The 12,797-nt window shown below is 70.0% G+C and carries 12 protein-coding genes and 1 pseudogene; 3 read left to right on the forward strand and 10 right to left on the reverse strand.

Features of this window, described 5'->3' with window-relative positions; genetic code table 11:
• Nucleotides 1-484, reverse strand: a 484-nt coding sequence (locus QC385_RS42710; RefSeq protein ID WP_336621357.1) for a helix-turn-helix domain-containing protein, incomplete at its 3' end; no start/stop codon positions are given.
• Nucleotides 485-585: 101 nt separating this feature from the next.
• Here QC385_RS42710 and QC385_RS42715 point away from each other — a divergent pair.
• From QC385_RS42715 to QC385_RS42725, 3 genes are all read left to right on the forward strand, one after another.
• A complete protein-coding gene (locus QC385_RS42715; protein ID WP_279546810.1) occupies nucleotides 586-1,491 on the forward strand; it encodes an NADP-dependent oxidoreductase in 906 nt (301 codons plus the stop codon).
• A 64-nt stretch (nucleotides 1,492-1,555) separates the two neighbouring features.
• Nucleotides 1,556-2,617: an alkene reductase gene (locus QC385_RS42720; RefSeq protein ID WP_279546811.1), complete on the forward strand. Its 1,062-nt coding sequence runs from the start codon at nucleotides 1,556-1,558 to the stop codon at nucleotides 2,615-2,617.
• An 11-nt stretch (nucleotides 2,618-2,628) separates the two neighbouring features.
• Entirely contained in the window at nucleotides 2,629-3,108 is a 480-nt protein-coding gene (locus QC385_RS42725; RefSeq protein ID WP_279546812.1) for a MarR family winged helix-turn-helix transcriptional regulator, read from the forward strand.
• Between the two features lie 338 nt (nucleotides 3,109-3,446).
• Here QC385_RS42725 and QC385_RS42730 read toward each other — a convergent pair whose 3' ends face one another.
• The 9 genes and pseudogenes from QC385_RS42730 to QC385_RS42770 all read right to left on the reverse strand — a co-directional run bounded on the left by QC385_RS42730 (nucleotide 3,447) and on the right by QC385_RS42770 (nucleotide 12,787).
• Nucleotides 3,447-6,029 (reverse strand): excinuclease ABC subunit UvrA, encoded by a 2,583-nt coding sequence (locus QC385_RS42730; protein WP_279546813.1) that lies wholly within the window; start codon nucleotides 6,027-6,029, stop codon nucleotides 3,447-3,449.
• Nucleotides 6,030-6,159: 130 nt separating this feature from the next.
• Nucleotides 6,160-7,119 (reverse strand): TerC family protein, encoded by a 960-nt coding sequence (locus QC385_RS42735; RefSeq protein ID WP_279546814.1) that lies wholly within the window; start codon nucleotides 7,117-7,119, stop codon nucleotides 6,160-6,162.
• Between the two features lie 264 nt (nucleotides 7,120-7,383).
• A complete protein-coding gene (locus QC385_RS42740) occupies nucleotides 7,384-8,280 on the reverse strand; it encodes an amidohydrolase family protein (protein ID WP_279546842.1) in 897 nt (298 codons plus the stop codon).
• A 5-nt stretch (nucleotides 8,281-8,285) separates the two neighbouring features.
• On the reverse strand, nucleotides 8,286-9,320 hold the full coding sequence (locus QC385_RS42745) for an aldo/keto reductase (RefSeq protein WP_279546815.1): 1,035 nt from the start codon (nucleotides 9,318-9,320) through the stop codon (nucleotides 8,286-8,288).
• Nucleotides 9,317-10,075, reverse strand: a complete 759-nt coding sequence (locus QC385_RS42750; protein ID WP_279546843.1) for an SDR family NAD(P)-dependent oxidoreductase — start codon at nucleotides 10,073-10,075, stop codon at nucleotides 9,317-9,319. The genes QC385_RS42745 and QC385_RS42750 overlap by 4 nt, the downstream gene beginning before the upstream one ends.
• A 29-nt stretch (nucleotides 10,076-10,104) precedes the next feature.
• A pseudogene (locus QC385_RS44430) lies at nucleotides 10,105-10,257 on the reverse strand (fumarylacetoacetate hydrolase family protein); the annotation flags it as partial.
• 246 nt (nucleotides 10,258-10,503) lie between these two features.
• Complete coding sequence (locus QC385_RS42760) at nucleotides 10,504-10,803, reverse strand: L-rhamnose mutarotase (RefSeq protein ID WP_443033119.1); 300 nt, start codon at nucleotides 10,801-10,803, stop codon at nucleotides 10,504-10,506.
• 101 nt (nucleotides 10,804-10,904) lie between these two features.
• Nucleotides 10,905-11,789, reverse strand: coding sequence for a carbohydrate ABC transporter permease (locus tag QC385_RS42765; protein WP_279546817.1), 885 nt, complete (start codon nucleotides 11,787-11,789; stop codon nucleotides 10,905-10,907).
• A gap of 77 nt (nucleotides 11,790-11,866) precedes the next feature.
• On the reverse strand, nucleotides 11,867-12,787 hold the full coding sequence (locus QC385_RS42770) for a carbohydrate ABC transporter permease (protein ID WP_279546818.1): 921 nt from the start codon (nucleotides 12,785-12,787) through the stop codon (nucleotides 11,867-11,869).
• Nucleotides 12,788-12,797 lie beyond the last annotated feature (10 nt).

Raw genomic sequence — 12,797 nt, forward strand, 5'->3', positions numbered from 1 at the left:
GCCTTCGCCATCCTCGCCCTCGCCCTGGTCGCCCTCGTGCGCTGGATCGGCTCCGGACGCCAGAACTCCCTGCTCTCCGTCGAGAACACAGCAGGCATCGCCGCACCCGGAAGCGAAACCGTATGACGATCAGGCCTGTCCCTGCCCGGCTTTCACACCTGAGCGGGCCGTACAGAAGCGCAGGGCTCGCCCGCGCCCTGGCCGGGCAGTGCAGCTCCGGGGACAGGCCGTCGGGGTGCACCGGGGCGAAGGCCGCGGTCAGGTAGAGCGCGTCGCGTTCCCGCAGCGGCACGTCCAGTTCGTCGCACAGCCGCCGGATCATGTCTCGGCTGGGGTTCGCGCGCCCGGTCTCGATGCGGCTCAGGTGCCGGGTGGACAGCTCGGCGGCGAGCGACACGTCGAACTGCGAGCGACGCCGACGTTCACGCCAGCGCCGTACCAGCATCCCGACCGGGCTCCCGCAGGCTTCGACGCCGAGGCGCATCACCAGGACCTGCGGGGCAATCACTTGGCTAGCCACATAATTACTGCTACGTTATGTGTCTAGCCACCTAATTGGTGGCGACGCACAAAAGAGGAGTCGTCATGAAAGCCATCCTGTTCGACCGTTTCGGCGGCACGGAGGTGCTGCGCGAGGCGGACATCGAGGTTCCGCAGCCCGGCCCCGGGCAGATCCGCGTCCGCGTCAAGGCGGCCGGGCTGAACGCCCTGGACGGCAAGATCCGCTCCGGGGCACTGGAGGCCGTGTTCCCGACACCGCTGCCCTCCGTCCCCGGTCACGAGCTCGCCGGCGTCGTGGACGCCCTGGGTGAGGGCGTGCGGGACGTACAGGTGGGTGACGAGGTGCTGGGCTGGTCGGACACCGGCTCCTACGCCGAGTACGCACTGGCCACCACCGTGGCCCCCAAGCCCGCCGACGTCGACTGGCAGCACGCGGTCGCGCTGCCGGTGGCGGGCGAGACCGCCGAGCGGGTCCTGAACCTGCTGGGCGTCACCGCCGGGGAGACCGTGCTGATGCACGGCGCGGCGGGAGCGGTCGGAACCCTGGCGGTCCAGCTCGCCACGGCCCGCGGAGCGCGTGTCATCGGCACCGCCGGCCCCGCCAACCAGGAATACCTCGCCGCGCTCGGCGCCACCGCGACCCTTTACGGCGAGGGCCTGGTCGAGAGGGTCCGGGCGCTCGCCCCCGACGGCGTGGACGCGGTGTTCGACCTGGCCGGGAAGGGAGCCCTCGAGGACTCCATCACCCTGCGCGGTGGCACCGAACGCATCGTCACCATCGCCGACTTCCGCGCGCACCAGCTCGGCATCACCTTCGCCAACGGCCCCCAGGAACGCTCGGCCGCCCGCCTGGCCGCCCTGGCCCAGGACGCCGCGACCGGCAAGGTCGTCACCACCGTCACCGCCTACCCGCTCGACCAGGCCGCCACGGCGCAGCAGGTCAGCGACGCCGGGCATGTGCGGGGCAAGCTCGTCCTCACCCTCGACTGATCACGCCGCCTGTCTTCTCCCCATCCGACGACCACCTGGCTACCACCGCACCGAAGGACGACACATGCTGAACTCCCTGTGGACACCGACCACCGTCGGCGCCATCTCCCTCCCCCACCGCCTGGTCATGGCCCCCATGACCCGGGACCGCTCCACACCCGAAGGCGTACCGACCGAGCTGAATGCCGAGTACTACGCCCAACGGGCCTCGCACGCGCTGATCATCACCGAGGGAACCCAGCCCTCCGCCGACGGCCAGGGCTACCTCCTCACCCCCGGCATCCACAATGACGAGCAGATCGCCGGGTGGCGCAAGGTCACCGACGCCGTGCACGCGGCCGACGGCCGGATCGTCATCCAGCTGATGCACACCGGACGCATCGCCCACCCCGACAACACCCCCCACGGGCGCCGGCCGGTCGCCCCTTCGGCGATCCGGCCGGAGGGCGCGATGTTCACCGCGTCCGGGCCCCAGGAGATGCCGACCCCCCGGGCTCTGTCGACGCGGGAGGTCGCGGCGACCGTCGACGACTTCCGCCGCGCCGCGGCGGCTGCCGTCGCGGCAGGCGCCGACGGCGTCGAGATCCACGCCGCCAACGGCTACCTCGTGCACCAGTTCCTGTCCGACAACACCAACCAGCGCACCGACCACTACGGCGGTTCCCTCGACAACCGCATCCGCTTCGCCGTCGAGGTGGCCTCTGCGGTGGCCGACGAGATCGGCGCCGACCGCACCGGTCTGCGCATCTCCCCCGGCAACCCCTACAACGACATCGCCGAGTCCGACACCGCCGAGCTGTATCCGGCCCTCATACGCGCCCTCGGCCCGCTCGGCCTCGCCTACCTCCACGTCCTCCACACGGGCGACGACACGCTGCTGGGCACCCTGCGCACGCTGTGGCCGACCACGCTGACCCTCAACCGGGCCGGCACCGACCTGCCCACCCGCGCCAAGGACATCGACCACGGCACGGCCGACCTCGTCTCCGTCGGCGCACTGGCGCTGGCCAACCCGGACCTGGTCGAGCGGCTACGCTCAGACGCGCCGCTGAACACCCCCGACCCGGCGACCTTCTACGGCGGCGGAGCAGCCGGCTACACCGACTACCCCACCCACACCGTCTGAGGAACCGAACCATGGCCGCCCCCACACCTCGCATCCCCACCACGGCCGGCGAAGGGCCGATGAGCTACGCGATCTTCCAGCTCGCCCGCGCCCACCGCGCCCGCGCCGCCGCCATGCTCCGCGAGATGGACCTGCACCCCGGCCAGGAGCTGCTGCTGATGCAGCTCCTGGACCGGGACGGCCAGACCCAGTCCGAGCTGCTCGAAAGCGTGGGCCTGGACCACTCCACCGTCTCCAAGTCCCTGCGCCGCATGCAGGACGCCGGCCTGCTCGTCCGCGAGCCGGCCGAACACGACCGGCGCGTCATGGTCGTCCACCTCACCGACAAGGGCCGTGCCATGCGGGAGCCCCTGGCAGCCATGTGGCGGGCCCTGGAGGAAACCTCCGCGCAGAACCTGTCGGCGCAGCAGGCGGAGGCCTTCGTCCGCACCGCCTACGCCATCACCGACGCGATCACCAGCCGCGCTGTTCGTCGGGAAGAGTCCGAGTAACTCCCCCTGTAGACACCCCGGTTCGGCCGAAGCTCAGCCCTGCCCTGCCGGTGTGGGCCGTCCCCTCCCCCATCGCCCGCGCCGCAGGAACCGTCGCCGGCCGCTTCATGCCCCTGGTCAAGGACATGGCCGATGTTCGGCTGGTTCGACAGCGGCCGCCAGGTCGCAGACCCCCGCCGCCAGGAGCAGTTGTTCGGCCCGCCCCCACGGCCGAGGAAGTCCTCGCCCGGTTCACCGACGAGCTGGGCACGACGCGGCACCGGTGACGGCCCCTCATTGCTGGTGCTGGGGTGCCAGTCTCGGGTTCAGCCCCGACTGGTGGGCTCGGCTCTGCTCGGTTACCTCTTCGCCGGGCGCAGATGATGGCTGAGATAGCGGGCGGTGACGCTGTGCCGATCACGTGAGAGGTCGTCGGGTGTTCCCGTGGCGACGATGGTGCCGCCGGCGGTGCCGCCTCCGGGGCCCATGTCGATGACGTAGTCGGCGTTGGCGATCATGTCCAGGTCGTGCTCGATGACGATGACGGTGGCGCCGTTGTCGCCCAGTCGCTGGAGGACGTCCAGGAGCGTGCGGATGTCGAGGGGATGGAGCCCGACGCTGGGTTCGTCCAGGACGAAGAGGGTGTCGGACTGGTTCCGCGTCAGCTCGGTGGCGAGCTTCAGCCGCTGTGCCTCGCCGCCGGACAGGGCCGGGGTGTCTTCGCCGAGGGTGAGGTAGCCGAGGCCGAGGTCGATGAGGGCCTGGAGCCGGGTGCGCACCCGCCGGATGTCTCCGACCTGCTCGATCGCCTGCCTGACGGTGAGGGCAAGCAGTTCGGGCAAGGAGATTCCGTCGTCCGGGGTTCCGGGGGCCGGGCGGAGGATGTCGACGGCTTCGGGGGCGTACCGGGTGCCGTCACATTCGGGGCAGGGGATGTCGACGTCGGGCAGGAACTGAACGTCGAGGGAGACCTGGCCGGTGCCTTCGCAGCGGGGGCAGCGCAGGGAGCCGGTGTTGTAGGAGAAGTCCGCGGCGGTGAGCTCCCGCTGCTTGGCCGCATCGGTGGCGGCGTAGGCGCGGCGCAGGTCGTCGAGGATGCCACTGTAGGTGGCGACGGTGGAGCGGACGTTGACGCCGATGGGGGTGGCGTCGACCGTGTTCACCCGGGTGATCGTTTGCGCGTCCACCGCGGTCACATGGTCAGGCAGCGCTCTGCCCGCGGCTTGCGCCTGGAGCGCGGGGATCAGGCTTTCGAGGATCAGCGTGGTCTTGCCCGATCCGGACACGCCGGTCACGGCGGTCAGGCGGCCCCGGGGGATGTCGACGTCCAGGGCGTGCACGGTGTGCAGGGGCTGGGTGGAGAGGTGGATGCGCCCTTGGTCGAACATCGTGTCGCGGCCGGCCCGTTGGCGGACGAGGACGGGTTCGCGACCGGTGAGGAATCCACCGATCAGGGAATCGGGGTCTTTGCCGAGAGTGGTGACGTCGCCCGTGGCCAGGACGGTGCCGCCTTCGGTGCCGGAGCCGGGGCCGATCTCGATGAGCCAGTCGGCTTCGCGCAGGACTTGGACGTCATGGTCGACGAGGACCACGGAGTTGCCGTCGCGGAGCAGGTCGCGCATGACGCCGAGCAGGCCGTCCACGTTGGAGGGGTGCAGGCCGATGGAGGGTTCGTCGAGGACGTAGAGCACGCCGGTGGTCTGGTTGCGTACGGCGCGGGCCAGTTGGACGCGTTGGCGCTCGCCGGTTGACAGGGTGGAGCTCGCCCGGTCCAGGGCGAGGTAGCCGAGGCCTAGTTCGACCAGGCGGCGAGCGGTCTCCAGCAGGGTGGCGACGATGTTCTGTGCCATCGGGCGCATCTCGGACGGCAGGGCGTCCGCGAGGGTCGGGGCCCAGGCGATGAGTTCGTCGAGGGTCTTCGCGGTGGCTTCGGCGAGGTTGATGCCGTCGACGAGGGTGGCGCGGGCCTGCTCGCTGAGCCGGGTGCCGAGGCAGGCCGGACACACCTGGGCGCTGATGAACCTGTTCACACGGTTCAGCCCGCGTTCGGTGGTGGCGTTGTTCAGGGCCTCCTCGACGGCCCGGCGGGCGTTGCGGTAGGTGAAGTCCAGCTCGAAGAATTTGCCGTTCTTGGACCGGACGCTGATGTGCCGCTCCTCCGGGGGGCCGTGCATGACGATGTCCCGCTCGCGTGCGGTCAGGTCCGTGTACGGCACGTCGGTGCGCACCCCGAGCTCGGCGGCGACCTGCGGCATCACCGTCAGCCCGAACATCGACCATGGAGCCACCGCCCCCTCGGCGATGGTGCGGTGCGGATCGGGGACGAGAGCCGCTTCGTCGACCTCCCGGACCATGCCGGTACCGGTGCACTGCGGGCATGCGCCGTCCGAGTTGAAGGCCAGCGACTCAGCGCCCGGCGGGTAGAACGTCACCTCGCACACAGGGCAGGTAAGGTCCAGTCCCGCGGCCACGTCGATCGTCGGTTCCTGCCGGTGGCCGTTGGGGCACAGGTGTGACCCCAGCCGGGAGAACAGCAGACGCATCACGTTGAGCAGCTCGGTCGACGTGCCGAAGGTGCTTCGCACTCCGGGCACCCCGGGCCGCTGCCGCAAGGCGAGGGCCGCGGGCACGTGCTCGACGCTGTCCACCGCCGCACGCGGCGCCTGCGCCATGCGTCGGCGGGTGTACGTGGACAGTGCCTCGATGTAGCGCCGTGAGCCCTCCGCGTACAGCACCCCCATCGCCAGCGACGACTTCCCGGAGCCGGAAACCCCTGCCACCGCGACGAGTTGGCGCAACGGCACCGTCACGTCGACGTTCTTCAGGTTGTGGACCTTCGCCCCGTGTACCTGGATGGACAGCGGCGGATCCGCCGGGCGCGTATCTCGTGTGCCCGGGACCCCAGCCTGTTGGTCCCCGTCCGTCACCTCGTCGTGTGCCATCGCTTCTCCCTCCTGAGCGGATCGTCCGACTGGATATCAGGCAGGCCAGACCACAATTTGCCCCGGTTCACCATATTTCGGGCACACCTCGGGCACCGGCTGATCACCGAGGCGGTGATGCGTCAGCCCTCTATCCGGCCTCAGCCGCCGCCTGCCTCTTGGAAGCGCGCAGGCTCGTGATCGTGGTGACGGCCAGCACCAGCACGATGAAGGTCAGCGAGAAGGGGATGCTGATCTCGGGCACGTGGACGCCCGACTCGTGCAGGGCGTGCAGCACCAGCTTCACGCCGATGAAGCCGAGGATGATCGACAGGCCGTAGGAGAGGTGGACCAGCTTCTTCAGCAGGCCGCCGATGAGGAAGTACAGCTGGCGCAGGCCCATCAGGGCGAAGGCGTTGGCCGTGAACACGATGTAGGGGTCCTGCGTCAGCCCGTAGATCGCGGGGATGGAGTCCAGGGCGAACAGCACGTCGGTGGAGCCGATCGCAAGCATCACGACCAGCATCGGGGTCATGATCCGCTTGCCGTTCTCGGTGATGAACAGCTTGGTGCCGTGGTAGCGGTCGGCCACCCCGAAGCGCTGCTCCGCCATCTTCAGCAGCTTGTTCTCCTGGTACTCCTCCTCGTGATCCTGCTTGCGGGCGTCCTGGATCAGCTTCCACGCGGTCCAGATCAGGAAGGCGCCGAAGAGGTAGAACACCCAGGAGAAGGCGGCGATGATCGCCGCGCCGGCCGCGATGAAACCGGCCCGCAGCACCAGGGCCATCAGGACGCCGACCATCAGCACCCGCTGCTGGTACTGCGAGGGCACCGCAAACTTCCCCATGATCAGGACGAACACGAAGAGGTTGTCGACGCTCAGCGACTTCTCGGTGATGTAACCGGCGAAGAACTCACCCGTGGGTCCGCTCCCACCGAAGTACCACAGCCCCAGCCCGAACAGCACGGCCAGGACGATCCACACCACCGTCCACGTCCCGGCTTCCTTGACGGACACGTCGTGTGGCTTGCGACCGACGAAGAAGTCGACGGCCACCAACACGCACAGGGCAACGACTGTCAGCAACCAGACGGCAAGGGAGACGTTCACTGGTACTCCGGGTACAGGTGGGGAGACGGGACATCGCGCTGGCGTCGAACAGCGCCCCGGCGACAAGCGGCGGGGGCGCGACGATCAGGGCGAACGCCTGGGACACGCGGCGGCTTCGGCGGCCCGCGTCGGCACTGGCTGCCCGACGGTACGAGAATCCGCGCGGTTCGGCATCATGGCTCCATCCTCGTGACGCATGGAGAATGGTGGCGAAAGGCGGTCGGGCACCTCAACGTAACCAATGAAAGTATGTGGCGCAGATCACTATGGTGCTTTCTGAGCGGCCGGGGAGCCGGTAGAGGTCAGGCCGTAGGTCCGCAGAGCGGTTCCAGTGAGGACCTCGTGGCGTTCGGCGGGATGGAGTGGGGCCGTCCACTCCCGTGTGGCGCCGATGACTTCGGCGTAGGTGGCGGCCAGTCGGCAGACGGGCCAGTCGGAGCCGAACATGAGCCGCCGCGGTCCGAAAGCGTCCAGCACTGTGTCCGCGTACGGCCGGAGGTCCTCGACGCTCCACTGGTCCCAGTCGGCCTCGGTCACCATGCCGGAGAGCTTGCAGACGGTGTTGGGCAGCGAGGCCAGCAGGCGCACGGCGTCCGCCCATGGCCGGAGCTCGCCCGAGGCGATGGGGGGCTTGCCCATGTGATCGAGTACGAAGGTGAGGCCGGGAAGCAGTTGGGCGGCCTCCCGGGCGGCCGCGAGCTGGTGGGGCCTGACGACGAGGTCGTACACGAGCCCTGCCTCGGCCACTGCGGCGAGCCCACGCAGCACGTCCGGCCGCACCAGCCAGCGCGGATCGGTTTCGCCCTGCACCTGGTGGCGGATGCCCACCAGGTGCTCGCCACCCGGCCCCTCCCGCAGTGCCGCGAGCGCGCGGGCGACATCCGGGGAGGTCAGGTCGGTCCAGCCCACGACGCCGGCCACCAGGTCGCTGTCCCGGGCCAAGGCCAGGAACTCGGGCGTTTCCTCCGGTACATCGATCGTCTGGACCAGGACCGTCGCGGTGACGCCGGCGGCCCGCGCCTCCGGCTCCAGGTCGGCGAGCGTGAAGTCGCGGCGTAGCGGGGCGAGTTCCCGTCCGGTGATCCAGTCCTGGTCACGGAGGGAGAGGTCCCACACGTGGTGGTGTGCGTCGATGACGCCCTCAGCGTTGTTCGCCTCCATGGCGGTCACCCCCACGACTCCTTCTTCGGTCGATGGGCTTCTTCGGCCGGCGTGGAGGCAGGAACGGGGACGTGCCGGGGCAGCAGCCCCTCGGCGCGCAGGCCGTCCCAGACCGCGGCCGGCAACGTTCGCCGCAGCTGATCCACCGTGTCGCGGACCTCCTCGGCGGAACGCGCGCCGGACAATACGCTCGCGACCGCCGGATGGCCGAACGGGAAGCGCAGAGCGGCCGCGCGCAGCGGTACACCGTGGCGTTCGGTGACCGCCTTCATGCGCACGGCCCGGTCGAGCACATCTGGCGGGGTGGGCGCGTAGTCGTACATGGCCCCGGGCCTCGGGTCGGTGAGCAGACCCGAGTTGAACACCCCGCCGACGATGACACTCCTGCCGCGGGCGGCGGACTCCGGCAGTACCTCCGCGAGCCCCTCCTGCTCCAGCAGGGTGTAGCGGCCGGCGAGCAGCACCACGTCGATGTCGGTCTCGCGCACGAAGCGGGCGGGGAGCGCGCACTGGTTCACTCCGATGCCGATCGCTTTGACGACGCCTTCGCCGCGCAGCCGTTCCAGCGCCGGGTATGCCTCGGTGAGGGCCTGCTCGGCGTGGTGGTCCGGGTCGTGCAGCAAGGCGATGTCCACACGGTCCAGGCCGAGGCGGTCCAGGCTCGCTTCCAGGGAGCGCAGGACTCCGTCGGAGCTGAAGTCCCAGACGCGGCGGTGGGTGTCGGGCACGGCGAAGCCGTGGGCGAGATCGTCGCCTCGGCCGCCTTCAGGGTTGGGTTCGAGCAGTCGTCCGACCTTGGTGGAGACGGTGTACGTGTCGCGGTCGCGTCCGCGCAGCGCGGCGCCCAGGCGTCGCTCGGCCAGCCCGAGTCCGTAGTGCGGGGCGGTGTCGAAGGTGCGTACGCCCGCGTCCCAGGCCGCCTCCACCGCGGCGGACGCGGCCTCGTCGGTGACCGGGCGGAAGAGGTTGCCGATGCCGGCGGCCCCGAACGACAGCTCGGTGACCTCGACACCGGTGCCCCCCAGCGTCGTCGCTCTCACGCGCCGACCGCCGGGCGCGGCCGGAGCCCCTGCATGCCACCGTCCACGGCGAGGGCGATTCCGGTGACGGAGGCCGCGGCGGGGCTCGCCAGGTAGACCACGGCCGCCGCCACCTCGTCCGCGGCGACCAGGCGGCCCAGGGGCTGGCGTGCGTCGAGGGCGGCGCGTTCCGCCTCCGGGTCGTCCGCGGCGTCCAGGAGCCGGGTCACCCAGGGTGTGTCGGCGGTGCCGGGGTTGACGCAGTTGACGCGGATGCCCTCACGGACATGGTCCGCGGCCATCGCCAGGGTCAGCGACAGCACCGCACCCTTGCTGGCGGAGTACAGGGCGCGCTGCGGGAGGCCCGCGGTGGCCGCGACGGAGCAGGTGTTGACGACCGCCGCGTGCGACGAGCGCCGCAGATGCGGCAGGGCGGCCCGGGTGGTGCGCACCGTCCCCAGGACGTTGACATCGAGGACGCGGTGCCACTCCTCGTCCGGGTTGTCCTCGACGGTACCGACGGCGCCGATGCCCGCGTTGTTGACCAGGATGTCCAGGCCGCCGAGCTGCCCGGCGGCGGTCTCCACGGCGACGCGTACCGAGGCGTCGTCGCCGAGGTCGGCCGTGACGGCGATCAGCGGCTCGGGGGCGCCGGAGGGATCGAGGTCGAGGACGGCCACCGTGGCGCCGTGCTCGGCCAGCATCCGGGATGTGGCCAGCCCGATGCCGGACGCGCCGCCGGTGACGACGGCTTTGAGCCCTGACAGGCCGCTCAAGCTGGTCAACTTGCTCAAGGGGATGCCTTTCACACTTGGGCGAAGGTCTGGCGCTGGGCGCCGAGGCCGTCGGCGGCGAGCTCGACGGTGTCGCCGGGGCGGAGGTAGGGGGTGCCGGGAAGGCCGAGGGCCACACCCGCGGGAGTACCGGTGTTGATCACGTCGCCCGGGTCCGGGACCATCGCCGCCCGGGCCCGGTCGACACCGTCAGAGGCGAGGAAGGCGCCGCCGACGTCGGAGGTGATGGAGGACAGACCAAGCAGCCGGCCCTCCCCCGTGCGAACGGCGGGCTGCTCATCGCCGGGCGCGCCGACTCGTAGACGTTTCACTGGGCTTTCCTTGCCATGGGTGGTTGTCAGGTGGCTCGGGCGAGGGGCGGGGGAACGACCGTCAGGGTGTGCCGGACTCACTCAGATGCCAGACCTCGGTCAGGTCCGACCAGCTGCCCCCGGCGCCGGTATCGGCCAGGGCTCCTGGCAGGGGCCGGTGAGCTTCCACCAGGCTTGGGTGGCCGCGTCGGCGCCGATCGCGGCCATGTCGGCCTCGAAGTCGTCGCCGTGGTACTCGAAGTAGCCGAACAGCGTGTCCTCGCGCAGGAAGATGCAGTAGTTGCGGATGTTCGCGGCGCGCAGCGCGGCCTCGACGCCCGGCCAGACCGCGGCGTGCAGGCGCAGATACTGCTCACGGTGCTCGGGCCGCAGGCGGATCGTCTGGGCAACCCGTTTCATAGGGGTCCTTCAGGTGAGTGTGGGCGGCGTTGCCGGAAGACGCCGACGTCAGGGAACGCGGGTTGATTACGGCGGCGGCGCCAAGGGGGGTGGCTGCCGCCTCACTCCTTCGTCGCGCCGGCGAGCATGCCGGACACGAGCGCGCGTTGGGAGAAGAGGAACACGAGCAGAACAGGGACGATGGTCACCAGGGTGGCGAGGGCCAGTTCGGGCCGCATGATCTGGTTTCCCACGCCGCCGGCGGTGTTGAACAGCGGCGAGGCGGCGAGCAGGTTGTTCAGCCCCACCTGCGCCGGATATCGCGAGCTGTCGGGCAGCATCACGAACGGCAGGAAGAAGTTGTTCCAGTTGCCGACGAAGTTGAAGAAGCCGACCAGGGCGATCACGGGCTTGGCCAGCGGCATCGCGATGAGACGGAAGACCTGCCACTCCGAGCAGCCGTCGATGCGCGCCGCGGCCAGCAGGTCGGAGGGGATGTTGGAGGAGAAGTAGATGTAGGTGAGGTAGACCCCGAACGGGAAGAAGGAGAAGGGCAGGATGACCGACCAGATCGTGCCGTCCAGGTGCACGGCGTTCATCCCCAGGTACAGGGGCAGCACCATCGCGGCCGTCGGCATGAGCATCACGAGCATGGTGACGGTCAGCAGCACCCGCCGCCCGATGAACTGGGTGAGAGCCAGCGCGTATCCGGCCGGGATCGACGTCACCAGGGTCAGGGCCAGCGCGCCGAACGTGTAGAGCGCCGAGTTCAGCAGCCAGGTGAGGATGACGCCGTCCTGGAACGCGTAGAGGTGATGCCAGGTGTCGGCGACCGCGCCGAGAGAGCCGAAGGAGAACGGGTTGTCTCGCACGATCTGGCTGTCGGTCTTGGTCGGGGCCAGCAGGAGCCACACCACCGGCACACAGAAGAACAGCGTGGACAGGCCCATGACGACGATCCAGGCCAGCCGGGCGGCCAGTGACCTTGGGCGGCGCTTTTGGCGCATGGGCTTCCTCGGGCTGGTGCGGGCGCCGGCGGTACGGGGCGGCCGGGTTCGGCGGGCTGTGGTCGTGGGGGCCGTGGTCATCCTTCGTCCCTGTCGAACAGGCCGGTACGGAAGACGACGAGCGCCGCGCAGGCGAGGCCCAGGATGAGGAGGTCGACGGAGAGCGCCGCCGCGCCGTTGAAGTCGCCTGCCTGGAAGGCGTACTGGTAGGAGAGCTGGTTCGGTGACCAGCTGTCGGGGATCATGCCCCAGCTGGCGAGGGACACCAGTTGCGGCTCGACGAAGAGCTGGGTGCCGGCGGCGAAGGCCAGGATCAGCATGTACGCGATCCACTTGGTGATCATCGGGATCTGGATGCGCAGGGCGACCTGGAGCGTACTGGCGCCGTCGATGCGGGCCGCCTCCAGGATCTCGTCGGGGATGCTGTTGAGCGCGCCGTACATGACCACGATCCAGCCGCCGGCCCCCGTCCAGAAGGCGATGACGGTGAAGAGCACCGGCAGATGACCGGGGGCGTTGACCTGGGCGAGGGTGTTCCAGCCGAAGCCCTTCAGCAGCCAGCCGACCGGACTGGCCGCCGGGTCGAGGAGGATCAGGAAGAGCACTACGCTCGCCACCCCGGCGAGGGCACCCGGCAGGTAGAACAGGAACCGCAGGCTGGTGGAGGCCCTGCGCATGCGGCCGTGCAGCATCAGGGAGAGCAGCACCACCAGGATCATCAGGCTGGCCAGCCACACCACCAGGTACAGGCCGATGTGGAGGAAGGCCGGTCCGAAGCGGTAATCGGCGAACGTCCGGGTGAAGTTGCCGATCCCGACGAGCTGGTTGCGGGAGTTGGACAGCGACAGCCACACCGCGTAACCGGTGGGCAGGACGCCGAAGGCGAGCAGGAGGAGGACATAGCCGGAGACGAAGACGTAACCGGCGCGTCCGACCGGGTTGCGGGCCGAGCGGCCGCCGCGGCGGCCGCTCCGCTCCGTTGCGAGGTGGGTGGTCATCGGTCCGCTT

The organism is Streptomyces sp. DH10, from assembly GCF_029813805.1.
GTDB classification, from domain to species: domain Bacteria; phylum Actinomycetota; class Actinomycetes; order Streptomycetales; family Streptomycetaceae; genus Streptomyces; species Streptomyces coeruleofuscus.

Bases quoted from the DNA above. Each gene is read 5' to 3' on its own strand.
- QC385_RS42740 (WP_279546842.1), bottom strand. From the start codon at position 8,280: ATGGAGGCGAACAACGCTGAGGGCGTCATCGACGCACACCACCACGTG.
- QC385_RS42715 (WP_279546810.1), top strand. From the start codon at position 586: ATGAAAGCCATCCTGTTCGACCGTTTCGGCGGCACGGAGGTGCTGCGC.
- QC385_RS42765 (WP_279546817.1), bottom strand. From the start codon at position 11,789: ATGCGCCAAAAGCGCCGCCCAAGGTCACTGGCCGCCCGGCTGGCCTGG.
- QC385_RS42770 (WP_279546818.1), bottom strand. From the start codon at position 12,787: ATGACCACCCACCTCGCAACGGAGCGGAGCGGCCGCCGCGGCGGCCGC.
- QC385_RS42725 (WP_279546812.1), top strand. From the start codon at position 2,629: ATGGCCGCCCCCACACCTCGCATCCCCACCACGGCCGGCGAAGGGCCG.
- QC385_RS42720 (WP_279546811.1), top strand. From the start codon at position 1,556: ATGCTGAACTCCCTGTGGACACCGACCACCGTCGGCGCCATCTCCCTC.
- QC385_RS42760 (WP_443033119.1), bottom strand. From the start codon at position 10,803: ATGAAACGGGTTGCCCAGACGATCCGCCTGCGGCCCGAGCACCGTGAG.
- QC385_RS42730 (WP_279546813.1), bottom strand. From the start codon at position 6,029: ATGGCACACGACGAGGTGACGGACGGGGACCAACAGGCTGGGGTCCCG.